29 protein-coding genes and 2 tRNA genes are annotated in these 25,470 nt (G+C 66.6%); 8 read left to right on the top strand and 23 right to left on the bottom strand.

Annotation, left to right across the window (positions count from 1 at the left end):
* Positions 1 to 7: 7 nt before the first annotated feature.
* The 3 genes from truA to AC6CHX_RS12250 all read right to left on the bottom strand — a co-directional run bounded on the left by truA (position 8) and on the right by AC6CHX_RS12250 (position 2,940).
* A complete protein-coding gene (gene truA, locus AC6CHX_RS12260) occupies positions 8 to 892 on the bottom strand; it encodes a tRNA pseudouridine(38-40) synthase TruA (RefSeq protein WP_452326053.1) in 885 nt (294 codons plus the stop codon).
* A 43-nt stretch (positions 893 to 935) separates the two neighbouring features.
* Positions 936 to 2,477 (bottom strand): APC family permease, encoded by a 1,542-nt coding sequence (locus AC6CHX_RS12255; protein ID WP_498273045.1) that lies wholly within the window; start codon positions 2,475 to 2,477, stop codon positions 936 to 938.
* A gap of 97 nt (positions 2,478 to 2,574) precedes the next feature.
* A complete protein-coding gene (locus AC6CHX_RS12250) occupies positions 2,575 to 2,940 on the bottom strand; it encodes a winged helix-turn-helix transcriptional regulator (protein WP_498273044.1) in 366 nt (121 codons plus the stop codon).
* Positions 2,941 to 3,033: 93 nt separating this feature from the next.
* Here AC6CHX_RS12250 and AC6CHX_RS12245 point away from each other — a divergent pair, with 93 nt between their 5' ends.
* Complete coding sequence (locus AC6CHX_RS12245; protein WP_498273043.1) at positions 3,034 to 3,879, top strand: SDR family oxidoreductase; 846 nt, start codon at positions 3,034 to 3,036, stop codon at positions 3,877 to 3,879.
* Between the two features lie 59 nt (positions 3,880 to 3,938).
* On the opposite strand, the gene AC6CHX_RS12240 is transcribed toward AC6CHX_RS12245, so the two are convergent.
* From AC6CHX_RS12240 to AC6CHX_RS12200, 9 genes are all read right to left on the bottom strand, one after another.
* Complete coding sequence (locus tag AC6CHX_RS12240) at positions 3,939 to 4,313, bottom strand: hypothetical protein (protein WP_498273042.1); 375 nt, start codon at positions 4,311 to 4,313, stop codon at positions 3,939 to 3,941.
* Positions 4,295 to 4,915 (bottom strand): Asp23/Gls24 family envelope stress response protein, encoded by a 621-nt coding sequence (locus AC6CHX_RS12235; RefSeq protein ID WP_498273041.1) that lies wholly within the window; start codon positions 4,913 to 4,915, stop codon positions 4,295 to 4,297. Before AC6CHX_RS12235 ends, AC6CHX_RS12240 begins: the two co-directional genes overlap by 19 nt.
* On the bottom strand, positions 4,912 to 5,478 hold the full coding sequence (locus AC6CHX_RS12230) for an RNA polymerase sigma factor (protein ID WP_136042861.1): 567 nt from the start codon (positions 5,476 to 5,478) through the stop codon (positions 4,912 to 4,914). Before AC6CHX_RS12230 ends, AC6CHX_RS12235 begins: the two co-directional genes overlap by 4 nt.
* 126 nt (positions 5,479 to 5,604) lie before the next feature.
* Positions 5,605 to 5,778, bottom strand: coding sequence for a CsbD family protein (locus AC6CHX_RS12225; RefSeq protein WP_136042862.1), 174 nt, complete (start codon positions 5,776 to 5,778; stop codon positions 5,605 to 5,607).
* Between the two features lie 90 nt (positions 5,779 to 5,868).
* On the bottom strand, positions 5,869 to 6,486 hold the full coding sequence (locus AC6CHX_RS12220) for a hypothetical protein (RefSeq protein ID WP_498273040.1): 618 nt from the start codon (positions 6,484 to 6,486) through the stop codon (positions 5,869 to 5,871).
* A complete protein-coding gene (locus AC6CHX_RS12215) occupies positions 6,483 to 7,049 on the bottom strand; it encodes a hypothetical protein (protein WP_498273039.1) in 567 nt (188 codons plus the stop codon). The genes AC6CHX_RS12220 and AC6CHX_RS12215 overlap by 4 nt, the downstream gene beginning before the upstream one ends.
* Positions 7,046 to 7,351 (bottom strand): hypothetical protein, encoded by a 306-nt coding sequence (locus AC6CHX_RS12210; protein ID WP_498273038.1) that lies wholly within the window; start codon positions 7,349 to 7,351, stop codon positions 7,046 to 7,048. Before AC6CHX_RS12210 ends, AC6CHX_RS12215 begins: the two co-directional genes overlap by 4 nt.
* 38 nt (positions 7,352 to 7,389) lie before the next feature.
* Positions 7,390 to 7,581 carry a DUF2273 domain-containing protein gene (locus tag AC6CHX_RS12205; RefSeq protein WP_136042901.1) on the bottom strand — a complete coding sequence of 64 codons (192 nt, stop codon included), beginning with the start codon at positions 7,579 to 7,581 and terminating at the stop codon, positions 7,390 to 7,392.
* Entirely contained in the window at positions 7,578 to 8,021 is a 444-nt protein-coding gene (locus AC6CHX_RS12200) for an Asp23/Gls24 family envelope stress response protein (protein WP_498273037.1), read from the bottom strand. The genes AC6CHX_RS12205 and AC6CHX_RS12200 overlap by 4 nt, the downstream gene beginning before the upstream one ends.
* A 177-nt stretch (positions 8,022 to 8,198) precedes the next feature.
* On the opposite strand from AC6CHX_RS12200, the gene AC6CHX_RS12195 reads away from it, so the two are divergent.
* From AC6CHX_RS12195 to AC6CHX_RS12175, 5 genes are all read left to right on the top strand, one after another.
* Positions 8,199 to 8,810 carry a TetR/AcrR family transcriptional regulator gene (locus AC6CHX_RS12195; protein ID WP_498273036.1) on the top strand — a complete coding sequence of 204 codons (612 nt, stop codon included), beginning with the start codon at positions 8,199 to 8,201 and terminating at the stop codon, positions 8,808 to 8,810.
* Entirely contained in the window at positions 8,811 to 10,481 is a 1,671-nt protein-coding gene (locus AC6CHX_RS12190; RefSeq protein ID WP_498273035.1) for an MDR family MFS transporter, read from the top strand.
* 110 nt (positions 10,482 to 10,591) lie between these two features.
* Complete coding sequence (locus AC6CHX_RS12185) at positions 10,592 to 10,903, top strand: hypothetical protein (RefSeq protein ID WP_240745129.1); 312 nt, start codon at positions 10,592 to 10,594, stop codon at positions 10,901 to 10,903.
* An 87-nt stretch (positions 10,904 to 10,990) separates the two neighbouring features.
* Positions 10,991 to 11,821 (top strand): CPBP family intramembrane glutamic endopeptidase, encoded by an 831-nt coding sequence (locus AC6CHX_RS12180; RefSeq protein ID WP_498273034.1) that lies wholly within the window; start codon positions 10,991 to 10,993, stop codon positions 11,819 to 11,821.
* A gap of 221 nt (positions 11,822 to 12,042) precedes the next feature.
* Positions 12,043 to 12,579 (top strand): hypothetical protein, encoded by a 537-nt coding sequence (locus AC6CHX_RS12175; RefSeq protein ID WP_498273033.1) that lies wholly within the window; start codon positions 12,043 to 12,045, stop codon positions 12,577 to 12,579.
* A gap of 219 nt (positions 12,580 to 12,798) precedes the next feature.
* Here AC6CHX_RS12175 and AC6CHX_RS12170 read toward each other — a convergent pair.
* The 8 genes from AC6CHX_RS12170 to AC6CHX_RS12135 form a co-directional block, all read right to left on the bottom strand.
* Positions 12,799 to 12,872, bottom strand: a tRNA-Met gene (locus AC6CHX_RS12170).
* Positions 12,873 to 12,906: 34 nt separating this feature from the next.
* A tRNA-Thr gene (locus tag AC6CHX_RS12165) sits at positions 12,907 to 12,978 on the bottom strand.
* Positions 12,979 to 13,047: 69 nt separating this feature from the next.
* Positions 13,048 to 14,211: a M23 family metallopeptidase gene (locus AC6CHX_RS12160; RefSeq protein ID WP_452326067.1), complete on the bottom strand. Its 1,164-nt coding sequence runs from the start codon at positions 14,209 to 14,211 to the stop codon at positions 13,048 to 13,050.
* 224 nt (positions 14,212 to 14,435) lie between these two features.
* Positions 14,436 to 15,230, bottom strand: a complete 795-nt coding sequence (locus tag AC6CHX_RS12155; protein ID WP_498273032.1) for an inositol monophosphatase family protein — start codon at positions 15,228 to 15,230, stop codon at positions 14,436 to 14,438.
* Positions 15,227 to 16,222 carry a hypothetical protein gene (locus AC6CHX_RS12150; protein WP_498273031.1) on the bottom strand — a complete coding sequence of 332 codons (996 nt, stop codon included), beginning with the start codon at positions 16,220 to 16,222 and terminating at the stop codon, positions 15,227 to 15,229. The genes AC6CHX_RS12155 and AC6CHX_RS12150 overlap by 4 nt, the downstream gene beginning before the upstream one ends.
* 117 nt (positions 16,223 to 16,339) lie before the next feature.
* Positions 16,340 to 17,140 (bottom strand): enoyl-CoA hydratase/isomerase family protein, encoded by an 801-nt coding sequence (locus AC6CHX_RS12145; RefSeq protein ID WP_498273030.1) that lies wholly within the window; start codon positions 17,138 to 17,140, stop codon positions 16,340 to 16,342.
* Between the two features lie 45 nt (positions 17,141 to 17,185).
* Positions 17,186 to 17,677 carry an FBP domain-containing protein gene (locus AC6CHX_RS12140; RefSeq protein WP_498273029.1) on the bottom strand — a complete coding sequence of 164 codons (492 nt, stop codon included), beginning with the start codon at positions 17,675 to 17,677 and terminating at the stop codon, positions 17,186 to 17,188.
* Positions 17,678 to 17,686: 9 nt separating this feature from the next.
* Positions 17,687 to 18,586 (bottom strand): bile acid:sodium symporter family protein, encoded by a 900-nt coding sequence (locus tag AC6CHX_RS12135; protein ID WP_498273028.1) that lies wholly within the window; start codon positions 18,584 to 18,586, stop codon positions 17,687 to 17,689.
* A gap of 175 nt (positions 18,587 to 18,761) precedes the next feature.
* Here AC6CHX_RS12135 and AC6CHX_RS12130 point away from each other — a divergent pair, with 175 nt between their 5' ends.
* A complete protein-coding gene (locus AC6CHX_RS12130; RefSeq protein WP_498273027.1) occupies positions 18,762 to 19,286 on the top strand; it encodes a DUF2087 domain-containing protein in 525 nt (174 codons plus the stop codon).
* Here the strand turns inward: AC6CHX_RS12130 and AC6CHX_RS12125 are convergent.
* Positions 19,266 to 19,739: a heme-binding protein gene (locus AC6CHX_RS12125; protein ID WP_498273026.1), complete on the bottom strand. Its 474-nt coding sequence runs from the start codon at positions 19,737 to 19,739 to the stop codon at positions 19,266 to 19,268. The two genes, AC6CHX_RS12130 and AC6CHX_RS12125, sit on opposite strands and share 21 nt — an antisense overlap.
* A 306-nt stretch (positions 19,740 to 20,045) precedes the next feature.
* Positions 20,046 to 20,546, bottom strand: coding sequence for a hypothetical protein (locus tag AC6CHX_RS12120; protein WP_498273025.1), 501 nt, complete (start codon positions 20,544 to 20,546; stop codon positions 20,046 to 20,048).
* Between the two features lie 1,966 nt (positions 20,547 to 22,512).
* Here AC6CHX_RS12120 and AC6CHX_RS12115 point away from each other — a divergent pair.
* On the top strand, positions 22,513 to 24,618 hold the full coding sequence (locus tag AC6CHX_RS12115; protein WP_498273024.1) for a hypothetical protein: 2,106 nt from the start codon (positions 22,513 to 22,515) through the stop codon (positions 24,616 to 24,618).
* A 33-nt stretch (positions 24,619 to 24,651) separates the two neighbouring features.
* On the opposite strand, the gene AC6CHX_RS12110 is transcribed toward AC6CHX_RS12115, so the two are convergent.
* On the bottom strand, positions 24,652 to 24,999 hold the full coding sequence (locus AC6CHX_RS12110) for a hypothetical protein (RefSeq protein WP_498273023.1): 348 nt from the start codon (positions 24,997 to 24,999) through the stop codon (positions 24,652 to 24,654).
* Between the last annotated feature and the right edge of the window lie 471 nt (positions 25,000 to 25,470).

The raw sequence follows: 25,470 nt of genomic DNA, 5'->3' as shown, positions 1-25,470 counted from the left end.
TTCCACGCTACTCGCCCAGGCTGTGGTCGGGCTCCGGATCGCGAAGACGGCTCACACCGTCACGACGCGCCCTCGTCTGCTCCGCTCGTGCCGACAGCAGCTCATCGGCGGGGTACCCGACCTCGGTGAGGATGAGCCCTCGGGCCGCCAGCACCTTGAACTCGCTGGTGCGCGTCAGGGCGTCGCGCAGCACCACGAGGTCCTCGACGTCGAGGCGCCCCTCCCCCACGGCCGCGCACGCGCCCACGAGCGCACGCACCATGCTGTGGCAGAACGCGTCGGCCTTGACCTCGGCGACGAGAACCCCTTCGGCGTCGCGCTCCCAGCGGTAGTCGAGCAGAGTGCGGATGGTCGTCGCCTCGTCGCGGGGCTTGCAGTACGCCGCGAAGTCGTGCAGTCCGATGAGGCTGCGCGCCGCGGCATCCATCGCCTGCTCGTCGAGACGCCCGCGGATGTTCGTCGTGTCGTGCCGGCGCAGCGGGTCGAATCCGGCCTGCGCATCGGCGAGACGGTAGCGGTAGCGCCGCCAGACCGCCGAGAAGCGGGCGTCGAAGCCCTCGGGAGCGATGGACGTCTTCGTGACGGTGACGTCGGAGTAGGCGCCGAGCACGCCGCGCATGCGACCGGCGATCGTCTCCGCAGGAGCCAGCGGCGCCCGTCCCTGCCTGGCCTCGATCCGCGCCCACTGTCTCTCGTCCAGGTCGACGTGCGCGACCTGACCGCTGGCATGCACGCCGGCGTCGGTGCGACCGGCGACGACGAACTGCACGTCGGACCCCACGATCCGCGCGAGCGCCGCCTCGAGAGTGCCCTGCACCGTGCGAAGCGTCGGCTGCTTCGCCCACCCGCGGAAGTGGGTGCCGTCGTAGGCGATGTCGAGCCGGATGCGCACGGAGCAAGCCTAGGACACGTCCGCAGACGTGCCCGAGGCGACCTCAGATGCCGCCGTCGATCGAGCGGATCGTGACGGACGGCTCATCCGGCACCATCACCTGGGTCTCCCGGTTCAGGCTCTCGCCGCGGAAGAACCGCTTCGACCGCGGGAACAGGTACCAGACGAACATCAGTACCAGACCGAACGCGAGCGAGCCGACGCCGATCACGAACGTGCCGCCGATGCCGAACAGCACCGTGTACCCGTAGTCGACGTCCCACATGTCGATCGCGGACTGCACGAATGCCCAGGTCAGCATGAGCCCGCCCAGCAGCGGGAAGAGCCCCTTGAAGAAGAACTCCCGCGGCGAGGCGGTCAGGTCCTTGCGGAAGTACCAGACGCAGGCGAAGCCGGTGATGGCGTAGTAGAAGGCGATCGCGAGGCCGAGCGAGAGGATCGAGTCCTGGAGGATGTTGTCGCTGATGAGCGTCATGCCGATGTAGTAGACCGAGGCGACCACGCCCATCACGATCGTCGAGAACGACGGGGTCTTGTAGGTCGGGTGCACATCCTTGAACTTCGCCGGCAGGGCGCGGTACACGCCCATCGCGAGCGTGCCGCGGGCGGTCGGCAGGATGGTGGTCTGCGTCGACGAGATCGCCGAGATGATCACCGACACGACCAGCACCCAGCCGAACGGCCCGAGCAGCCCGTCCTTGATCGCAAGGAAGAAGTCGTCGGCGTTCGCCTCGTTGCCCAGCCCCGTGCCGTCCTCACCGAGCCCGGCGTACATCATGGCCGCGATAGTCACGGCGACATAGGTGAACAGCAGGATGACCGTGGTCAGCAGCGCGGCGCGGCCGGGGATGCGCTTCGGGTCCTTGGTCTCCTCGTTCAGGGCGAGGCACGTGTCCCAGCCCCAGTAGATGAAGAGCGCGAGGAGGATGGCCTCGGTGAAGCCCGACCAGTCGGTGAACGCGAACGGGTTCATCCACTCCCACGAGAACGGCGTGGGATTCGGGGCGGTGCCGGCGAAGAACTGCCACAGCGCGGTCACCACGAAGATCGCGAGCGCGAGGTACTGGATGCCGAGGAGGATGTTCTGGATGCGCTCGCCGATCTCGACACCGCGCCAGCTGACCCAGGTCATCGCCGCGATGAAGAGCACGGCGACGACGACGACGCGCCAGTCGTTGTTCTCGAGGTCCTGTCCGATCAGCGACCAGAAGTAGACCGAGGCGATCTGCGCGAGGTTGGCGAGCACGACCATGCCCGCGACCGCGACGCCCCAGCCGCCCATCCACCCCACCCACGGACCGAACGCCTTGGTCCCCCAGGTGAAGGTGGTGCCGCAGTCGGGCACCGCGTTGTTGAGCTCTCGATACGCGAAGGCGATCAGGAGCATCGGGACGAAGGCGATGATGAAGGCAATCGGTGCCTGCGCACCGACGGCGAGCACCACGAAGCCGAGCGTCGCCACGAGCGAGTAGACCGGGGCCGTCGAGGCCAGACCGATGACGGTCGACCCCCAGAGTCCCAGCGTCCCCGCAGCCAGACCCTTGCCGTCGGGTCGTTCCAGATGAATCGGCGTCGTTGCTGCCATGTCAGAACAGTAGAGCCACCGCGGTTATCGCGTCAATGGTTTCTTTCGCCAACCGAATCCGCAGCCGACAGCGCGATGGGCGACGGAATCCGCAGGTTCAGACCCTTCCGAGCATCCCGTCGGCATGGTCGGCGACCCATTCCATCAACGGCAGCATCCGCTCCATGAGATCGCGGCCCAGCGGGGTCAGGCTGTACTCGACATGCGGGGGCACCGTCGGGAGCGACTCCCGATGCACGAGACCGTCGTCGGCGAGGGTGCGCAGTGTGGAGGCGAGCATCTTCTCGCTGATGCCGTCGACCTCGCGGCGCAGCTCGCCCCAGCGGAGCGTGCCGTCGGAGAGGCACGAGAGCACGAGCACGCCCCATTTGCTCATGATGTGGTCGAGTACGACCCGCGTGCCGCAGTTCTGCTCGAAGACGAACGGCGTGGATTCCTTTATCTGCGCGAAACTAACCGTCATGTGGGTACCTTACTTCAAAGTGGGTACCGTCAGGGCGGAATGCGCGCTGCCCGTCGCGAGGTTGTCGAGGGTGTCACCTACGAAAGGACCCTCATGACCATCCTCGTCACCGGCGCGACCGGCAATCTCGGACGCCTCATCATCGCCAGCCTGCTCGAGCGCGGAGCCGACGCGCAGTCGATCGTCGCCGGGGCACGCGACACTGCCAAGGCGGCCGACCTCGGCGTCCGCGTCGTGCGTCTGGACTACACCGACCCCGCCTCGGTGGCCGCGGCGGTCGAGGGCGTCGACACCGTCGTGCTCGTATCGGGGTCCGAGGTCGGGCAGCGCGTGGCCCAGCACCAGGCTGTCATCGACGCCGCGAAGGCCGCCGGGGTCTCCAAGTTCGTCTACACCAGCGCGCCGAAGGCGACCACCAGCGACCTGGTCCTGGCGCCCGAGCACAAGGCGACGGAAGAGCTGATCGCCGCCGCGGGACTCCCCTCCGTGATCCTCCGCAACAACTGGTACACCGAGAATTACGCCGCCGACCTCGCTCGCGCCGCCGAGACCGGCGTGCTCACCGCCGGCACCGGTGACGGGCGGGTCGCCTCGGCCAGTCGCAAGGACTTCGCAGAGGCTGCGGCGGTCGTCGCGCTCGAAGACGGACACGTCGGCGAGGTCTATGAGCTCGGCGGCGACGTCGCCTGGACCTACAGCGATCTCGCCTCGGCGTTCTCCGAGGTCACGGGGCGCGAGGTCACTTTCGTCCCGGTCTCGTTCGACGATCAGCTCGCGGCGCTCCGTGAAGCCGGTCTGGATGAGGGAACCGCCGGATTCGTCGCAGCTCTCGATGCCGGGATCCGCGATGGCGCCCTGGCCGAGACCGACGGAACGCTCGCGCGCCTGATCGGACGCCCCACCACCCCGCTCGTGGAGGGACTGCGCACCGTCGCCTGATCGCCGTGCACTCGGCGGGTGCCGCTCCCCTCACCCAGGAACGAGCGGCACCCGCCGCCTCACCCCGCGTGCGCCGCCTCGGCGGACTGCACGTGCACGACCGTCAGGGTGATGCTGTCCCGCCGGAGCCCGCGCGCCTCGAGCACAGCCTCGATCGCGACGTGCGCGGCGCGAAGGGCATCCGCCGATCTCGCGTCGGAGTCCACCCCGATCGACGACTCCACCGCGACGCCGTCGCCCACGGGAGCGACCGACACGAGCGGCTCGTCCTCCTGTCGCCCGCCGAGCGCCGCGGCGCCCGCACGGAGCAGGTTGGAGATGAGCGAGCCGGAGCGGTACATGCTGCGGACACCAGGAGTCGCCCGCACCGCTGCCTCGATCGCGGCGGCGAGCGCCGCACGCTCATCCGCCGCCGTCAGTTCTCCTGCGTCCATGACGACACCTCCCTGATGTCCCGGATCGCGATGTCGATCGCGACGACGTTCAACTCGGTGTGTGCGCGAAGTGCCCGATCGACCTCGATCCGGAGCCGATCCGCGATCACGGGGATCGGCTGTCCGTGCAGCGCGCTGGCGTCGATCTCCACACGGATCGGAGCATCCGCGACGGTCACGTCGCCGATGAGGCGGCAGCGCCCGATGAGCAGTCCCTGCACAGTGCTCTCGGTCGCGCGGATGAGTCCGCGCACCGCACCCTCCGTGATCCCGAGATCCGTCGACGGATCCGGGGCATCGAACGGGATGCGTCTGCCCGAGCGCGCGTCCATGGCGATGCCGCTGAGGATGCGGTCGACCCAACTCGCATCGACCTCCGGTTCCGCTGCGGTCTCGGCGGCCATCAGCTCTGCACCCAGGCCGTGCAGTCGTTCGAGTGCGTCCAGCGCCAGCTGACATCCGGGCGACTCGTCGATCGAGCGGTCGGAGGGCTGTCGTCCCGCTTCGAGGTAGTCGGTGAGCTCGTCGAGCGTGTGCCCGTCGAGATCGCTCGGTTCCAGACCGAGACGGCGGACTTCGGGGACGTCTCTCTCGTCGGTCATCGCCACTCCTCCATCCGTACGATCATGTATTTCCGAGCCCGCGCGAGGAGGCCGCGCGCGGTCGAGACGGGGATGTCGAGCTCTTCCGCGATCTCCTCGTAGGAGTAGCCGCCGATCTCGCGCAGGACCCAGCATTCGCGCTGCGCGTCGGGCAGCTCCCGGAGCGCCGCACCGACCGCGGCGACTCCGGCGCGCACCTCGACCACCGTCGACGGCGAGGCATGCAGCGGCGCGGGGCGGTCGATGGAGTCGATGTCCACGACCGGTCGCGTCGCGCGGATGCGATCCACCGCCTTGCGGCCCACGATCCGCATGAGCCAGCTCTTCACCTTCGACGGGTCGTCGAGCTCGCCGAACCGCTGCCATGCGGTGACGAAGGACTCCTGCACGATGTCATCGACATCGGCCGAGGCGTTCAGCATCCGCTGCGTGTACGCGCGCATCATCGGCGTGTATCTCCGCACGAGCACGGCGAACGCTTCGACATCGCCGTCCATCGCGCGCCCGGCGACGATGCCGTCGTCAGCGTGCTCGAGCGCTCTGCGAAAGCGTTCCTCTTCCATCTGTTCCCCACCCCTCGATCCGATCCCCCCAGGGGATTCGGAACGGACGCCTCACCGGATCGGATCCTCGCCGACCGACCTGGGAGTGATCGGGGAGAGACCCGTCCGGGTCCCTCCCCGCACCCGCTACTTCTTGAACGCATCCTTGACGTTCTCGGCCGTGTCGCGGATCTCGCCCTTGGCCTGCTCGGTCTTGCCCTCGGCGACGAGCTTGTCGTCGCCGGTGACCTTGCCGACGGCCTCCTTCGCCTTCCCGGCGACCTTCTCCGCAGCGGCCTTGATCTTGTCCTCAGCGCCCATGGCGTCTCCTTTCCTCAGCGCACCCGTATGTCGGGTGCGTATCCGCACGCGCGTGGTCCGCGCGTGGCTCTGTATCGTCGCCACGACCGGCTACTGCACCCTGGTCGGCGAACGGAAATCCTCGCGCCAGCGCCGATCCGAGAGGTGCAGCAGGATCGGGATGCGGGACCCCAGCAGGTCGTCCCATTCGCCGATCGCCGCCTCGGCCGCCGCGACGACGGTCGCCAGTGGGGCCCCCGGACGCACGGTGACCGCCAGTTCGACCGCGCGCGTCGAGCCGACACGGTAGGTGCCGGTGCGTGCCGAGAGCACGTCGGGTCGCCGGATCAGCGGCTCGGTGAGGACGGCGTCGACCACGTTGCGGTCGACCGTCGTCCGCCCGGTGGCGGTGACGACGTCGAGCACGGTCTTCGAGCGCCCCCGTCGGCGGGAGCTCAGGAACACGACCAGCAGCACCGTCAGCACCACCGCGGCCGCCAGGGCGAGCAGCACCGGCATCGACACCGGGCCGATGCCCATTGCCTGCCACGTCCAGCCTTCGGCTGATTCCCACGCGGCGGCGACCTGGGTCGCCGGCCGCCGCAGCCACGAGGGCGGCTCCCCCGCGGCGAGCAGTCCGGCAGCGAGCGCGACGGCTCCCGCGGCCAGCAGTACCGCGCCCACGAGGAAGAGCACGCTGCGATTCACGAATCGGTTCGTCGCGTTCATGCGACCACTCCGTGCGCTTCGATGACGACGCGCGGGGTGGCCGAGAAGCCGAGCCCCGCGAGGATGTCGTTCGCCGCGTCCTCGGCGTCGGCCACCCGCACGAACACGCCGCTGGTCGGAGTGATGCGGACCTCGACCGTGCGCCGGCCCACGAACACGGCCACGCGACCGCGGTCGACCCCGGCGCGACGGGCGACCGCCGCGGCGATCGAGTCGGCGATCACGCCGTCGTCCACGAGCAGCGCGGTGCGCTCGGTGATGCGCGCGCGCCGCGCCCGGCGCCCGGGCAGCAGTGCGAGCGCGAGGAGCACGACGGCGAGGACTGTGAGCACCCCACCGATACCGAACAGCACCGCCGGCTGCTGCACCCCGACGGAGATCCCCTCGAGCCGGCGCGCGGCCGCGTCACGGAATCCACCGTCGACGAGCCACCACACGGCGCCGGCGAGCAGCGCGATCAGGAGCAGTGCGCCGATGGACGCCACCACCATCGCCGCGGCCGTGCGAGACGTGTACGTCTCGCGACGCAGGACGCGGCGATACGTCGTCTGTTCGTTCGTCATCGCACTCTCCTCTCGGTACTCCGCCGCACGCCCGAGTACCGGACGTCCACGGTGCCGACCTCACGGCCGGCCAGTTCTCGCATGCCGTCGATCAGACCGTTGCGAAGGTCCTCCCCGCCCTCGACCAGGTTCCTTCCGCTCGTCGACGCCGTGGCCACCGGCACGGTGACCGCGATCCGCAGCGCACCGTGCTCATCCGACAACTGCACCCCGACGTCGCGGACCGAGACCCGGGCGACGTCGTGCGCGATGCCGACGGCGAGCCGCTGCAGCGCGCGGGCGGTGAAGGTCGTCGTCCCCACGACGACGCCCTCCTCCGTCCGCGATGAGCGGTCGACCGTCATGAGGAGGAGCGCCGGCCTCGGAAGACCGCGGCGAGCGCCCGCAGGTCGAGCCGACCGTCGATGATGCGGCCGGCGACCGCGCCCACCAGCATCGCCAGGGCCACGAGCACGAAGGCCCAGAAGCCCAGGGCCAGCCAGGTCAACGCGAGAGCGGCCGCAGCCGCCGCTCCGATCACCGACGCGGTCACTGGACTCGCGTCTCCTGCGTGCCGTCGCCCTCGTCATCGGAGGGGATGTGCACGTCGTTCACGGTCACGTTGACCTCGGCGACCTCCATGCCGACCAGTTCCACCATGGCGCGGTGGATGGCGGCGCGGACCTCATCCGCCACCTTCTGCAGGGAGACCGGGTACTCGGCGACGATCGTCACGTCGACCGCGACCTGCGTCTCGCCCACTTCGACGCTGATCCCCTGCGAGAGGTCGGTCGTGTTGAGCGCATCGCGGATCGCCCCCACCATGCGCGCGGCTCCCCCGCCGAGCGCGTAGACGCCGCTGACCTCGCGAGCAGCGATGCCGGCGATCTTCGCCACCACCGCATCCTCGATCGTGGTCTTCCCCGCAGCAGCCCCCAGCTGCGGTGCGACGATCTGGGTCTTGGGCTGAGTGCTGCCGGTCACGTTCGCCATCTCGAGCTCCTTCATCCGTGTGTCCGTTCCCCCTGCGGAGTGCGGGTCGCCGTGCAGCGACACCACTAGGACGGATGCCGGGCGGAGAACGTCACAGATTCATCGGAACGTTTTTCCGATCGCCCAGAGCGAGCGCTCACAGTGCACTCCAAGGAACAGAGTGCAATATTGCACTCTATGAGCGACAGTGCAGATTCATTGCGGGAGCAACGAAAGCGCGAGACGTCCCGCGCACTCACCGATGCCGCACGCCGACTGACTTCCGAGCACGGCTTCGCCGGTTTCACCATCGAAGAGCTGTGCGCCGAGGTGGGTGTATCCCGACGCACCTTCTTCAACTACTTCGAGAGCAAGGAGAACGCGGTCTTCGGGTTCACGACCATCGACTCGCGTCAGGAGGCCCTCGAGGAGGAGTTCGCCTCTCAGCACGGCGACCTGCTCGACGACTTCATCCAGCTGACCATCCGCCGCTTCGAGCTCTTCAACCCGGTCGAGGATGCTCCGGCGATGTTCGCCGTTATCGAGCAGGAACCGCGTCTGCTCAAGGCCGCGTTCGAGCAGCTCGCGAAGAACGAACGCCGCGACATGGGGCTGATCGTCCGCCGCACCCCGGATGCCGCCGACGCCGAACTCCGCGCCGAGGTGATCGTGCACACCGTCGGCGCGCTCGTCCGGATGAGCATGGACCAGCTCCTGCACCACCACTCCACCGAGCCGTTCAGCGACCTCATCGCGCGACGCCTCGACCTCGCCCGCTCTCTCTACGCACCGTCACAGAAAGACCACTGAATGTCCGCCACCGCCACGAAGGATGCGCCCTTCCTGCTCACGAAGCGCCGCATCTGGATCATCTTCAGCGCGCTCATCGCGGGCATGCTGCTCTCCAGCCTCGACCAGACCATCGTCTCCACCGCCATGCCGACCATCGTCGGGCAGCTCGGCGGCGTGGACCACCAGGTCTGGATCACCACCGCCTACCTGCTGGCCACGACCATCGTGATGCCGATCTACGGCAAGTTCGGTGACGTCCTCGGCCGACGCAACCTGTTCCTGGTCGCCATCGCCCTGTTCACGCTGGCTTCGGTCGGCTGCGCATTCGCCACCGACTTCTGGATGTTCGTCGTCTTCCGTGCCCTGCAGGGCTTCGGGGGCGGCGGTCTGATGATCCTGTCGCAGGCGATCATCGCTGACATCGTGCCGGCCAACGAGCGCGGCAAGTACATGGGCCCGCTCGGCGCCGTGTTCGGCCTGTCCGCTGTCGCCGGTCCGCTGCTCGGAGGCTACTTCGTCGACCACCTGACCTGGCAGTGGGCGTTCTACATCAACATCCCCGTCGGCATCGCCGCGTTCATCATCGCGCTGGTCGCGCTGAAGCTGCCGAGCAAGAAGGCCGAGAAGCCGATCGACATCTTCGGTGTGATCTTCCTCTCCATCGCGACCACCTGCCTGATCTTCTTCACCGACTTCGGCGGCGACAAGGAGTTCGGCTGGGATTCGCTGGCCACCTGGGCCTGGGGCGCCGGCCTGATCGTCGCAGCGACGGCCTTCGTGATCACCGAATCGCGGGTCAAGGACCCGATCATCCCGCTCAGTCTCTTCCGCAACCCGATCTTCGTGAACGCGACCGCGATCGGGCTGGTGCTCGGAATCGGGATGTTCGCGGCGATCGGCTTCGTGCCGACGTTCCTGCAGATGTCGTCCGGCACCTCGGCGGCGGAATCCGGTCTGCTGATGATCCCGATGATGGTGGGCCTCATGGGCACGTCGATCTTCTCGGGCATCGCGATCTCGAAGACGGGCAAGTACAAGATCTATCCGATCCTCGGCACGATCATCACCGGCATCGCGATGGTCTCCATGACCACCCTGTCGGCCTCGACACCGATCTGGCTGATCTGCACGTTCCTGTTCGTTTTCGGCGCCGGGCTCGGCCTCATCATGCAGGTCGTCGTGCTGGTCGTGCAGAACGCGGTTCCCGCGGGCGAGCTCGGCACGGCCACCAGCACGAACAACTACTTCCGCGAGGTGGGGGCGTCGCTGGGCACCGCCGTGTTCGGCACGATCTTCACCACGCGCCTGACCGAGAACCTCACCGGGGTCTTCGCCGGGGCCGGAGCCTCGCCGGATGCCGCATCGCAGGCCGCGTCCACGATCGACCCGGCGACGTTGAGCACCCTTCCCGACGAGGTGCGCGACGGCATCGTCACCGCCTACGCCGATGCTCTGGCGCCGGTGTTCTGGTACCTCGTGCCCTTCATCGCGCTCGCACTCGTGCTGTCGCTGTTCCTGAAGCAGATCCCCCTGTCGGATCAGGCCGGACTCGTCGCCCGGGGCGAGGCGATCAGCGGTGAGGATGCGGAACGGCTGGAAGCCGAGCACCGCGGCATCGCCCGTCCGAACGATCTCGCTGCGACGGAGGCTGGACCGGCCGACACGGCTCCCAGTCCGACCGTCCGCTGACGCCGCCGGCGCCCTCGCCCTTCCGATGAAGGGTGAGGGCGCTGTGGTGTCAAGCCCCTCCCCTTCTGCCACGCCATCGGTCATTCTTCACCGTGGGGACAGGTAGGAGAATGATGGAGCACGACCCGGACCGCAGGTTCGCCCTGGTGCACGTCAGCGACACCGATTGGGCGATCCACGATCTGCACTACCCGGAGGGCGACCACCGCCGGGTGGTCTGCACGATCTTCGAGGACGCACCGACGGAGTTCGAAGTCCTCTGGCGACGCGACCTCCCTCTCGCGCTGCGGTACTGCTCCGCCGAGGAGGTCCTCGACGCCGTCCGCCGGTTCCAGGACGCCTCACGGGCGACCCGCCCCATCCCCATCCCACACCTGCCTCCGACGCGCAACCGGGGAGCCGGTCGAAGCGCTCCTCGCTGACGCACCGAGACGCCCCGCTGGACGCGATGTACCGGTGTGCGCAAAACTGACGAGAACACGCCGGCCCTCCCCACCGCCTGGAGCCCCATGTCCTCTCCCGCACCCACCCCCTCGTTCTGGAAGAGCTTCTGGGAGAAGGGCGGCTGGTGGCGAGCGCTTCTCCTCACGGCCGCGTACTTCATCCTCTTCCAGCTGCTCTCGCTGGCATTCACCCCGCTCGCGCTGAACATCGAGGAGCCGAGCAGTGCGGCGGGCATCGCCGTGTTCTATGTGCTCCCCGAACTCGTCGGAGCCGTCATCCTCGCCGCGTTCACCCTCTCGGTCGGGTGGTGGGCGGAGCTCTTCGGCCGGCAGCCGATCCGCGGCAGGGGCTGGATGTGGATCGCCGTCGTGGTGGTGCTGTTGTTCAACGTCCTCCGCTTCGCGACGATCGACTACGGTCGCGCCGGTATCGACGTCGTCGCGACCTGGCTCCTGGCAGGCCTCCTGATCGGCTTCACCGAAGAGGTGCTCACGCGCGGGCTGGTGGTGAACCTGCTGCGGAAGGCGGGCTACCGCGAGGTCGTGGTGGCCGTGATCTCGGCCGCGCTGTTCGCGGGGCTGCACGCGGGCAACCTGCTCAGCGGGCAGAACCTCTTGGCGACCGGATTCCAGCTCATCTACACCTTCGCCTTCGGCATCCTGATGTACCTCGCGCTGCGCGTCACCGGGACGATCATCGCGCCGATCCTGCTGCACGCGAGCACCGACCCGAGCATCTTCCTGCAGACCGCGTACCCGGCCGAGGGTGCACTCACGGCATTCGCCGGGTTCGGCAACATCGCCGTGATCGTCGCCGGCTTCGTGCTGATCCTCTTCATCCGCGGACGCGTGGGAGAAGCACAGCCGGACTTCGCCGGGCAGCGTCCGTCTGCGTAACCGCCGCGCCGAGCGGGTCGACGGCCTGCAGAAATGACAAAACCCCCGGGAAACCGGGGGTTTTCGTCTGTAGCAGGAGCGGGGCTTGAACCCGCGACCTCACGATTATGAGTCGTACATGCAGTGGGCTGATAGGTGTCGGTTGATCGCTGGTTGCCGCGAGCTGTAACCATATGGCTTGTCTCTCAGTATGCGTCCGAGGTCCCGCCTACGGTGGAAAAGTGACCTTCCGCCCCGCAGACCGCGTCTACGTCGATGAGTCGAAGGCCCGCGGGTACTACGTCGTCGCCACTGCCACTGCAATCGGCGGCGTTCAGGCATCCGAACGAGCGCTGCGTGATCTCCGCAAGCCGGGTCAGCGACGCATCCACTTCAAGAGTGAGAGTGACAGTCGACGCCGCCAGATCCTCTCTCGCATGTGCGATCTCGAGGTGCGGGTTTCCGTGTGGGTCGTCAAGCAGCGGTCGGACAAGGAGGCGCGGCCCCTGTCACTCGGTGCACTCGCTGAGGAGGCCGTGCGCGATGGGGTGGCGCAGCTGATCATCGAACGAGACGAGTCCCTCGAGCGCGCCGACCGCCGACTGATCGCCGACACGATCCGCCGCGCTGGATCCTCGGAGATGCAGTATCGACACGTCGCGCCGCACGAGCACCCGCTGCTTTGGGTGAGCGACGCTGTCGCCTGGTGTTATTCGAACGGCGGCGACTGGATCCGTCGCGTTGACGCGATCGTCGAGTCTCGGGTCACCCGCCTGTAGAAACACGTGAGCCTGGCTCGTCTACCGTCCGGAAGACTGCCAGGCTCCGAGGGCTACTGCCCGCCGTGCTTCAAGTGTACCTCGGCCCCTCCACGACAGGCCAGGGCGATCTAGCCCCGACCCGATGACGCGAACAAGACCGGCACGATCCTCGCCAGGCCGCTCCGGCCATCGAGCCCGATACGACAAAACCCCCGGGAAACCGGGGGTTTTCGTCTGTAGCAGGAGCGGGGCTTGAACCCGCGACCTCACGATTATGAGTCGTGCGCTCTAACCAGCTGAGCTACCCTGCCGCGAGGCATCCGTCCGCGTGAGAAGAATGCTGCGAGCCCCGAGTCAGGATTGAACTGACGACCCCTTCCTTACCATGGAAGTGCTCTGCCACTGAGCTATCGGGGCGTGCTGCCCCTCGCGGGGCAACCGTACGAGAATACCATCACTGTGGCGTCCTCATGAAATCCGGGCCGGTCAGTAGGACGTCCGCCCGGCGTTCTCGTTGAGCCACGGCATCGGATCGATGGTCGACCCGTTGACGATGAGCTCGAAGTGCATGTGCGCGCCGTAGGAACGGCCCGTGTTTCCGGTCTTGCCGACGATCGTGCCGACCTTGACGGTCTCGCCGGCCTTGACCTGCAGCGAGCCGTACTGCATGTGCGAGTAGTGGCTCGTGATGACCGACCCGTCGATGACGTGGTCGATGTAGACGGTCACGCCGTACGCGCCGCCCTGCTCGGTCGCGATGCGGACCGTGCCATCGGCGATCGCCTGCACCGGAGCACCGTCGCCGGGGACGAAGTCGATGCCCTCGTGCAGGCGGCCGCTGCGCATGCCGTAGCCGTAGCTCATGCCGACACCGACCAGGAAGGGCCACTGGATGGCCGCGTCGGGGTCATTCGTGAAGATCTCGCCCGAGTAGTTGATGCCCTGCTCGGCAGCGACCTGGACCAGCGAGATGGTGCTGAAGTCGTCGGACCGTGCGAGCGACTCGTTCTCGACGCCCGAGGGTGCGACGAAGGCCTGGATCTCGTCGTCGGCCGCCCCCTTCGCGTCGGAAGCGGCAGCCGAGACCAGCGAGGTGGCCGCGACCGAGGTTCCCTGAACCGCGGCGACAGCCTCGGCGGGAAGAGTCATGGAGACGGCAAGGAGTCCTGCGAGGCTCATCACACCGACGCTCGCGCCGACAGCCACGACCTTGCGGAAGTTGCGCGGGCGACGGGAGGCGACATGCGCGGACGCCTCGGGCTGGGCGGAATCGGCAGCAGACTTGTGCGCGGTGAACGCGGTGGCGGAAGAATCGGCCGTCGGGATCGACCCCGTGCGGAAAGCTCGTGATGCGCGCTCGAAGGCGTCGACGTCATCTTCGAGCGGCAGGTCACTCGCCGGCTCCGGCGTCAAGTCGGCCGGGGCAGCGTCGACCTCATCGCCGACGACGATCTCGATGATCTGCTCCGCCGTGTCGACGGCCGACGGCGTGGCAGGCACATCGGCGATGATCGGCTCGGGAGTCGCGGCGATGAAAGGCTCGACGGGAGATTCGACCACGACGTCGTCGGTGGCCGGTCTCTGGCGTGCGGCGCGACGCGAAAGCGGTGCGACGACAGCGAGGGCGACGGCGGCGGCTTCTGCGGCCACGCTGGGTGCCGTCGTTCCCGCCGCGGAGGCTTCGGGCGCCTCAATGCGGAGTCGGCTGGACCGGCGCGTGGGCGCAGAGGCAGCCTGGGGATTCTCGAAGGGCAAAGCGTTTCTCTCGGTCGTACGTCAAGCTCGGGGGGCAAACTCACACTTTCACCTTCGGGTGGCGAAAGTAACGATCGGGTAAACCCTACCCTGATCAGCCTGGGAATGCCATGAATCGATCAGTGTTTCGGGGCGAGGATCCCGAGCAGACGCGCGTGCACATCGCGTCCTCCCGCGACGAGCATCGGGCGCGGTGACCCGACGTCGATTCTGGAGACGCGGCCTCCCGCCTCCGTGATCAGGAGCGCCCCCGCGGCATGGTCCCAGGGGCGGAGCCCGCGCTCGAAGTACCCGTCGAGTCGCCCGGCGGCGACGTAGGCGAGGTCGAGCGCCGCAGCACCCATGCGTCGGAGATCGCGTGCCATCGGCATGACCCGCGCCACCGTGGCGAGGTCGCCGTCATGGGTGGCGGGGTCGTAGCCGAAACCGGTACCGAGGAGCGCACCCGCGGGAGTCTCTTCGGTCACCGCGAGGCGACTTCCCTTCAACCATGCCCCGTGATCGCGAGCCGCAGTGAAGGTCTCGCCGAGAGCGGGCGCGTCGACGGCTGCAGCGAGCGCCACCCACGACTCCGGATCGGGTTCGCCCTGCACGGCCGCGATGCTGACGTTGTACGCCGGGATGCCGTAGGCATAGTTCACCGTGCCGTCGATCGGATCGACGACCCACGTGATCCCGCTCGCGCCCTGCTCTGCCCCCGACTCCTCGCCGAGGAAGCCGTCTTCAGGGCGGGCGGTGCGCAGGCGCTCTCGGATGAGGGCCTCGACCTCGCGATCGGCATCGGTCACGATGTCAGCGAGCGTCGACTTGGTCGCCGCGAGACGCACGCCCTCGGACCGACGGGTGCGGGCGAGCGCCCCGGCTTCCCGGGCGATCTCGGTCGCGAGCTCGCCGAGCTCGATCTCGAGCGTCACGGCGCGGGCTGCTGCGGTACGGGGGGCGGCGGGGGGAACGCCGGCGGTTCGCCCTGCTGCGGGGTCGGCGGCTGGCCTCCGGCAGGAGCGGGTGGAACGAGGTGGCCACCCGGAGCCGCGGGCGGTGCGGACTGCGGCGGTGCGGGCTGCGGCGGTGCGGGCTGCGGCGGTGCGGGCTGCGGCGCGACCGGGAAGCTCGTGGTGGGCGCTGCAAGCTGCGGCTGCTGGGGCGTCGGGTAGCCGGTGTAGTAGGCGTTCCAGTCGGGAGAGGAGTCGGGAAGCGCCGGCAGCGGGGTGATGCCATCGGCATAGGTCGGCCACGACGGGGCCGCGGCCAGAGCCGGAGCCGCCGAGGACTTCTTCTTCGGCGCGAACAGCGCATTGAGCAGCGGGATGAGCGTGGTTCCGACGGCGACGAGGATCGTCAGCGCGACGACGATCCGCCAGTACAGCTCGCCGTAGTGGAAGGTGTTCGGGAAGGCGAGGAAGAACACGAGCATGCCGACGAGTCCGACCAGGAACGTGACCGTGACGATGTAGATCACTCGCGTGAATGTCGTGACGTGGCGCTGCGCGGCCGGGGTGAACAGACGCACATGCAGGAGTGCGAGCTGAAGGATGCCGATGACGAGCAGCAGCTGGAAGAAGCGCTCCGCCCCGAAGAACACACCCTCTTCGGGAAGCCAGATCTTGACGGCACCCACCAGCAGCGCCACGATCCAGCTCACCATGCTGGCCAGTTGCAGCCAGTCGGGGCGATTCGGTGCGAGGCCCGCCTCGAGGATCGCGATCCCTGCGAAAGCCGCCAGGAGCAGGATCGTCAGGAACGCCCTTCCGATCAGACCGTCCTGGTCTCCCACGAGCACCCAGATGACGCACACGAGCGCTGCGGCGATCAGGGCCCCGATGGCGATCCAGAGCGACCCTCGGATCAGCAGCGACATATTCTTCTTCTCACCCTGCGGCTGCGTGGTGATGTCCGGCTGGGACATGGCGATCCTCTCGTCGAGCGGCGATGCCTTCATCCTGCCACGCGCATCGCCACAGCCGACGGCCGAGCGCCGCACTGAGGAGAAGTCTCCGGAGAACGCCGATGCGGGGAGGAGAGGTCAGCCCGACTTCTTCGCGGATGCGGCGGCGAAAGCGGCGACCCGGGCTTGGGCATCCGGAGTCTCCAGGGCTGCGCCGATCGACCGCGCCTCCTCCGTCAGCTGCTCGACGAATGAGCGTTCGGGCTGCGAGCGCACGAGCCGCTTCGCCTGCCCATACGCGTCGGCCGCTCCGGCGAGCCAGAAGCGAGCGATCTCCTCACCGCGAGCGCGTACGGCATCCGCCTCGGCGGACCCGTCCGCGCCCGTCACGGCCTCGGCCACGAGTCCCCACTCCACCGCCTCCGATGCCGACAGCAGCCGATCCTGGAGCACGAGCTGCAACGCGCGCCGCTGGCCCACGGCTCGGGCGAGCTGCGCCGAGACCGAGAGGTCGGGAGTCAGGCCGATGTTCGCGTACAGGCTGCCGAGCTTGGAACGCGAGCCCACAACCGCGTAGTCGCTGGAGAGCAGGATGCCGAGGCCTCCGCCGGCCGTGGTTCCGTGCGCGGCCGCGACCACGGGCACCGCAGACTCTGTGAGTGAACGGATACCGGCGTTGATCACCTCGGCGAGCGCGGTGATCTCCGCTCCGGACGCGCCCATCGTCGTGGCCATGTCGATGACATCGCCGCCGGCACAGAATGCGGGGCCTGCCGCATCGATGAGGATCGCCTTCACGTTCGGACGCGATGTCGCCTCGGCGGTCGCATTTCTCCACGCGTGCGCGAGGTCGGCGTTGAACGCGTTGAGTCGAGCAGGGCGGTTCAGCGTGAGCCGAGCCATACCCTCTTCGACGGCGAACAGGATGGCATCACTCATGGCTTCTCCTTCGAGCACAGGACGTGTGGTCCAGCGTAACCGCGATCAGCTCTGTTCCCAGACCCGCGAGACGAAGCTCTCCATCCGTCGCCGTGTGCCGTCGAGTCGGAAGTCGACCTGCCCGGGAGTCCTGATCTCGTTGGGCGCGAGCGGGTGCGCCAGACGCACGTTGTCGTGGCAGGAGAGGTCGGCGCACATGTACGTGCCGAACGAGTCCCCCCGTCGCCCCGCCTCGCCGGCGCGCCGTGCGGAGAGGAGCGCGATCTGGTTGCCCGGCTGCATGGTGTGGCAGATGTTGCACATGCCGGAGCGTCCGCGCCCCGGCTCGGTGGCGCGAAGCACGATGCCGACGACCCCGTCACCGTGCGGGATCAGCACGTAGCCTCGGCGAGTGGCGCTCGGATCCTGCCAGGCGAAGAAGTCGAGGTAGTCCCAGTCGATGAGCACGAAGTCGTGCGGCATCTCCATGGTCCGCAGCTCATCGGCATCCGCATTGACGAACGATGACCTGACGTCGGCCTCTGTGAGCGGTCGCATCGCTCCAGTCTATGAACGCTCGACGCCCGACGGCGCCGTGACATCTTCTGCGCCCGCGTCCGACCGATCCCGGATGAGGAAGCCGAAGCCGAACGCGATGAAGAACATGAGCACTCCGTAGACGGCTGCGGGGAGGCTCAGCTCCACGGAGCCGAGCACGGACTGCGCGATCACGATCGCGAGCGTCGCGTTGTGGATGCCGATCTCGAACGACGTGGCGATCGCCTGCCGCTTCCCCACCCGCAGCATCCGAGGGACCAGGAACCCAATGGCGAGGCTGATCAGACAGAACAGCACGGTGATGAGGGCGAGTTGCGTGAAGTTGGCCACCAGCAGCGTCCAGTTCGAGGCCACAGCGCCGGCGATCACGACGATCAGGATGATGACCGAGGCGATGCGCACCGGCTTGTCCATGCCCGTGGCGAACTTCGGCCAGAAGCGCCGCACGAGCATGCCCAGCGCCACCGGCAGCAGCACGATCGCGAAGACCTCGAGTGCCTTCGACCACTGCAGTCCGAGTCGGTCGTCGAACGGCTGGAAGTAGGCGATGGCGAAGTTGGTGATGATCGGAAGGGTGATCACCGCGATGACCGAGTTGACCGCAGTGAGCGAGATGTTCAGCGCGATGTCCCCGCGGAACAGGTGGCTGTAGAGGTTGGCGGTGGTTCCGCCGGGAGACGCGGCCAGCATCATCATGCCGACCGCCAGGATCGGCGGGAGCTGGAACGCCAGCACGAGTCCGAAGCAGATCGCCGGCAGCAGGACGAGCTGGCAGAGCAGTGCGATGATCACCGCCTTCGGCTGCTTCAGCACCCTCGCGAAGTCGGCGAGGGTGAGGCTGAGCCCGAGCCCCAGCATGATGATGCCCAGAGCGACGGGTAGTCCGATGGTGGTCAACGCTGATCCCATGGGACTCAGTGTGACGGATGGAGGGCCTCGGTGTCACCCGTTATCGCGTCAATCGATGCGCACACACGAGCAGGGCGACTAACATGTTAGCCACCCCTCGCGCAGCAGCAACCTGCCGACGACGCCCTGCGATCAGCGCAGGAGCACGGGCCCTGCTGAGGAAGAAGATGATGAGATGAACGATTCGCACGCCTGGCGCCCGCTGATCGCCGTTCTCGCGAACCCGGAGACGCGCCGGGTCGCGGCCGAGGTGATGCTCGGTGGCACCGTCGAGACGGCCACGGCCGACCTCTCCCCCTCCCGACGTCGGCGGGTATCGGAGGCCATCGTGCAGAGCGGACTGGTCGACGCGGAAACCCAGGCACTCGCGCCCGACGTGTTCCGCGAGATCCTTGCATCAGCGCCCGTTGCCCGACGCGAAGGGATCGAACGGTTCACGGACGGGAAGCGAATCCGCCAGTACCCGGCGAACCTGCAAGAGCGCGGCGAGCTCCTCGCCTGGGTCGCCCGCGAGGTCTTCTCCGCCGACGAAGTGCTGCCGGAACGGGAAGTGAATGCGCGGCTACTCCCCTACTCCGAGGACGTGGCGGTGCTGCGCCGATACCTCGTGGACTACCAGCTCGTGGAACGCCGCGCGGACGGCACCGAGTACGCGCTGACGGGCAGCGCCCCGGTGGTGCTAGCCGACGAGGAGCCCTAGACCGCGGATGCCGTCGGCGACGTTGTCGTGATCCTCTGCCGAGGGCAGCCCCGACATCGTCGCGACCGCGACCACGCCCACTCCCTCCACGCGGATGGGCACAGCACCGCCCGCGACGGCGTAGGCAGCGGGATCGAGCCAACCCGGTTCGTGCATATCGCGTCCGCCGTTCTCGATGCGCGCTTCCAGCAGCGCAGTGCTCGTTTCGAAGCGGAGGGCCGTCGCGGCCTTCTTCTCCACCCAGGAATCGTTGTCGGCGGTCGCGCCCGGCAGCGACGCATGGAACAGGATCCCTGACGAGGTGCGAACGTCGACGGCGACCGGGTGGCCTGCTTCGAGTGCTCTTTCTGCGATGAGACGCCCGAGCCCCCATGCGTCCTTGCGGTCGAACCGCCGCAGCACGAGTTCGCGGTGCTCCTCCTCGAGCTGGGCGAGCCTTGCTTCATCGGCCATCGGTGCTGCCTCTCGTAGACGGTTCGGTTCAGACTGTAGCGGGCCTCGGCGACCTGTGTACGACATGAGCGATCGCGATCCGAGTGCCCGTCGAGGAGCCTGCCCGGTGCGCGCCTGCAAAGAGCCGTAGCACGCCGAAAGGCCGCCGACTCGAGTCGGCGGCCTTTCGGACCATCACAGTGATTGGTGAGTTGTACGTAGATCTCATCCTGCCGCGTGTTTCCGGGCCCCTCGTTGTCGCGAGAATCCGCCGATCCTCCGCCTGCTTGGAGATAATCCTCCGCCCGATCAAGACATGCGTCTCGCCTAGTCCGCTACGGCGCTTGAAGCGGCGGCTGATCGCGTCAGCACCATGTGCCGGTTGACCGACCAGCGTTGATCATCTGCGTCGCTGAAGCTCATCGACTCCACGTAGTAGCCGTCAGTCAGAGTGTAAGGACGGAGGAAACCGCCATACTCTTCCACGGATAGGGCATAGTCCCACGCGGTCTTCAGTCGCCTGATGAAGTACTGCCCCGGAGGCAGCACCCGCAGAGTGATGGGAGGAAGACCGGTTTCGCCGAAAAGGACGGCGTCGAGATGAATATCGTGGAAGGTCGAACGCGACTGATTCGAGATCAGAACGCCCAACGCTTTCGGGGAGCTATCCCGGTCGGACACAACCCACGCAGACAACTCGACCGCCTGAGCTCGGGCGGTTCGTTCCCGCTCAGCGCGGTGCCGCTTGCGCTCGAGTACGTACTGCGAACCGGTGAAGACAACAGCACCCGCGGTCACCCATGTCGGAAGATCACCAAACCATTCCACTGCTACTGCTCCATCCGTTGTCCTCGACATAATCATCCGTGCTTACGCCGCGTGATTCGGCTACCGGCCCGCCATGAATCCTTCGGGAAGCCAGGGTGACGGCGAACAAGCGAGATGGCGTGTGCCACCGTGAACTTGCTGCTGCCCGCGCGGTCGCGCTGGTGCGGCGCTGGCCAACTGACTTGAGATGCCGCCCTCCACCCACGTCCGCGAGTCCCGATCGTTGTAACCAGCATCCGACGAACGTCTGAGCATGAGTCGATCAACGGGTGCGCGCCAAGCTGACCGACAAACCTGTTGCAAGGATCCCGGTCACCGCACCGACCGCGAGAGAGGAGGCATTCGCCACTACTTGCAGCTGCCACACCTCCCACAAGCCCGGGACCTCAGCCTCCCCCGTGGGTAGCGTCACCGAAGTGGTGTGTGTGCCCAGCGTGGCCATGAAGAGCCAGATTCCACCCACGACCACGAGGGCGTTCGCGAGGACCCGCCATGTCCTGCGCCTGATCCACGAAAGCACGACTGCGAGAAGTGCCCCCACGAAGCCCGCGGACAGTAGCTGCCCGAAACCTGCCGGGGTGAAGCGATGTCCAACACACTCGAGTCGACGAGTTGATGATACGTGGATGACTGATTCGGCGCGTGTCTCGCTCGTGATCGGTGGGTTCGTCGCCTCGTACTTGAGGTCGCAACGACCATGCACAGAAGTGGACAGCCCAAGTGCGACGGCCTCTTCCGGAGTCGCCGGCCAGCAGCATGCGGCAAGGAGCGCCAGCAACGACACTACGAGAAGGAGCGAAACCCTCCTCCATGGACGCGGCGGAGCAGGTCTCTTCGGGAAGCGCTCGGAAGCCGCATCACGACGGGCCCTGGCTCTTCGCCCACTTACCACAGAAGCGCACCCAAGGCACCATCGTGAACCAGCGCAGCTTCACCGACAGTCTCAGCGATCTGCTGACCAGCTTGTCGTGCCACGCCGAGCTTGCCGACAGCATGAATGCCCTGGAGCCTCACCTGCACACTGTCATTCTGAGCCCCAAGTCTGTAAACCCCTCGAGAACCTAGTGCAGCCTTAGCACTGGTGACTTCAGCTCTGCTCACTTGCCCTCCGCACGCCCTATTACAGGCACCACTCTCGCGGCATGATCCTGGGCGCGAGCCACAACATCGCACCTTGAGTGGCCGCAGGAGCGCGATTGCGTACAGCTGCGGGCCAACACCAGTGTTCACGACGCCGTTGAATGACAGGGCTGGCTGGCACAAGGGTGCGACACGATGGCCTGCTCGTATGTAGCCGCTCGAACCCATTGCGGCCGCACCGCAGGTGTCAATCCGTTGCGAGCACCGGTCTTTCGCCTTTCACGGCCACGTCGCTGCCGCACTCATGTAGGCATGACGAAACACCGCACGCGCGCCGCCTCCACCCGCAAGGATTTCCGCCGCCAAGAGTAAGCGCTCCGCACCTTTTGGCGACAGCACACCTTCGTAAGAATCGCCACACCAACGTGGAAAGCTTTCTGGAAGGTAGCGGGCTACCTTCATGCCGTCCCCGGCCCGAGCACCTACCGTCGTTTGGTCGACTACGTTCTCAACATGGACATCTGGGCTTTCTTCGCTGCCTACAACACGTATTGGGCGGTGCCAGTCTCCGCCGCCCTGGTGGGCGCTGCGGCCGGTGGCGTTGTGGCCTGGTCAAGGTCACGGTCTGAGTCTCGTCGAGCCCGACGCGAACGGTACGGTCACGCGCTTCTTGATGCACTCGGATCGGCACGAGTAGCTGTGCAACGTGAACGCGATAAGGCGTACCACGCCGACGCGCTCGACGCCGATGGGACGGCACCCGCGAACCTGGACGAGCTCCCGACGCCTCTCGTCTTGCGGGGCGAAGCACGCCACATGTGAACTCTCAGCTAGCCATTGGGAAAGGCTGAGCATCGACGTCTGAAGGTCGCGGTAGCGTCCACGCATGCATGTTCCACAGCTTCCTCTCCCCTGGGACGAGGTTGGTTTCCACGAGTTCAACATCATTGTTTCGGCGGCGTGCGACCCAACCACGGCTCGCCCGCTCATGGCGAAAGTGGCGGAAATCGCTAACGGCTACGAGAACCCGGGTGCGCAGACCCGAACCGGAACTGTACCCGACCAGAAGGTGCTGAAGAGCGCCGCACAGCAACTGCCTGCCTTCGCCGGACGCCAGCGAGCCTCGTTGCAAGGCCGCTTGCATGGCGTTCACGGCGCGTACCTACTTGCCGCGGTATCCGGCCTCGGGGCGCTACCCGAACGCCCGGGATCCGATAGCTTCGGCGCCCCCGGACTTTACGACCGTGAAGTGGAATGGCTGAGCCGCCTTGCCATGATGTCGGCCGGGCGCCCGCCGACGTGGGCTGAGGTTCTGGATGCCCTCGACGTAGCGCGCCGGAACCTACTCATCGAGTACTACCTACCGACGACAGGCGATACATCCTTCACCAGGCTCAGACAGAGGTCCGTGATGGCAGGTGACCTAGGCGCTACCTATGCCCCCATCGCCAGGGACCTTGCTGGTCGGCTCCTCGCCTCTGCTGTCGAACACAATCGGGCGATTTCGCGCAGCCACCTCGTGAGGTTTCTTGAGAGTACAGACCTCGCCATCGATGACTATCAACGTCGAATTCACTCGATCCTGATCTCAGCGCGGAACTCAGGATCTCGCCGGCAAATAGCAGAACAAGTGATGGACGCGGTAAGCGTCAGCGCGTTTGTAAACGACCTGGCAGCTGATGCTGGGCTTAGTGACGACGCGTGCATTCGCGACCTGACTCTCTCCCCCTCAGACCCTGCAAGCGGGGCGTCAGATCTTCGCAGTCATCCCTTCATCGCGGTTGAGGGAAGAGCACTACTCCTCCTGCCAAGGCGCGTTGTCTGCGACCGTCACGAGTTACTCGATCACGCGCTCGGCCGTCTTCTCCGCGCAGAGGGGAAATCGCACGGGAACTACCCCGATCTTCGGGCACGAATGCTTGATGATGTAGTCGCCGGGTCGCTGAGCAGGATCCTACCCGGATGCCGCACGTTCGTGGGTGCTGACTGGCTCATTGACGGGCGGCTCCAGGAGCGAGACGTAGTCGCCCTATACGACGACATCGCTATCTGCGTTGAAACGAAGGCGCCGCAGATGATCCCGTCAATGCGCTCAGCGCACACGGATGTTGTCAATGTCCTTCGCCATGACATCAGCCGAGGTGTTGAGCAGGTTGTTTCCATTGCTCGCACCCTCGAAGCGGGTACCGCGGAGTTGGCCGACGGCACGATGTTGCCGCAGGTGCGCCGAGCGTATCGACTTGTCGCTTCGTTCAACGGGTGGTGGGGTATTGAGCTTGCAGTCCACGAGCTCGTTGAGGCCGGGGTTCTCCCCACAGCAGACGCCGCAATGATCATTTCTGCCGATAAGTTCGCCTGCTTCGAAACGCTCTTTGACTCAGCAGCAGATTTCGTCGCATACCTAGATCACAGGCTGGTGCACCAGCGACGTCCGTGGGTCGCTGTGTCCGACGAGTTCGAGATGGTTGGAGGCTACTTCACCAACCCCAGAGACGATTGGAGGAGACGCCCCCCAAAGGACACTCACTACGTCATCAAGCCAACATTCCAAACCGACGTCGACCAGGCAATTCACCGAGCGTACGGGTCCAGCGCTCCCAGATCACGATGGTTGCAGCGGAAGCATAGTCCCCTGATTAGCCGAAATATCGATGCACTCGAGATTTCCCGACCGAAAGAATGGCTACGCGCCTTCTCGGGACTCAGCAGACTCCCCCATCGAACTCAGTGGGAGATTGAAGACGCTCTGGCGCGTCAACGGAGGGCGCCGGTGGGAGCGATGAAGTCTGTCACACTCGCGGATCGTTCCTGCTTCGTCGTCTCGGTGTTCCGCCCCCGAGACGTCACACGTCGCGCATGGGCGAACCTCGTCAACAAGGCACCATCGGGAATACCTGTGATTGCAGTCGATCCCACGGAAGGCAGTGTGCTTGCGATTCGTGGTTTGGATGATGCTGAGCTCTGGATTTCGCCTGAATGGGCACTGGGCTGACCTAGCGCGCCCGCGGTCCGCCCCGCGTCGCCACTACCGCGGCACGACAACCATCACGCCATAGAGCGTGTTCGGCGTCCAGCTGTTCGCTGCCTTACTGTGCTCGAGCCTCAGGGACAGCGCTACCAGACCAGGGGCCGCATTGAACCTGCGAACGGCCTCGACGGCGATTTCTGCCATCTCGTCCACGGCAGCACTCTCGTCTTTGATGAAGTCAGGGTCGCTGGTCGCAAGCAGGAACGCTCCATCGAGTTCCCGCACTCCCCGGTAGATCAGGTCTTGCTGGACATGGTTGGTTTCGCTGATCTCGAGTTGGCGGACGGCGACTCCCGGGTACTCGCGGGCGATTCGGTCCAGGACAGCGGCGACTGGGGCGTGCATTTCAGATTCTTTCTCGTGAGTGGGTGGCGCTCCCCTCTATGCGCGTCGTGTGAACGCGCTGCCTCGTTTCCTTGACGCTTGCATGCTCGAGACGGTGCCAGCCCACACGCTCCTAACAGTTGGGCCGAAATTCGGAGGCGAACCGCGCATCTGGAGGAGAAGGTCGCGCACCCGGTGGCCATGATTCGGATACTCTGATGAGCAGGTAGCACGACATCGCCAGGACAGCCTTCCAGGATGATTCGGCCGGTTCTAGGGCGTCATGCACTAGCCGTTCGAGGGCGTCTCCGCGTGGCGCCGATGTCTGGGATCACATCAGCGGGTCCGGCTCCTCGTTGTGCACGCGAGTCAGCGTTCCGTCCCGCACGGCCACTCACTCAGAGGACTGAGTAGTCGCACGGCACGACGCAGGTCGCGAGTGCGGCGCTGCGTAGGGGCGCTATGGTGTGAGCGACCCTGTACCCGCGAAGG

The sequence above is a fragment of the Microbacterium sp. GQ128 genome (assembly GCF_059758615.1).
This window is presented reverse-complemented; position numbering and strand designations above follow the sequence as displayed.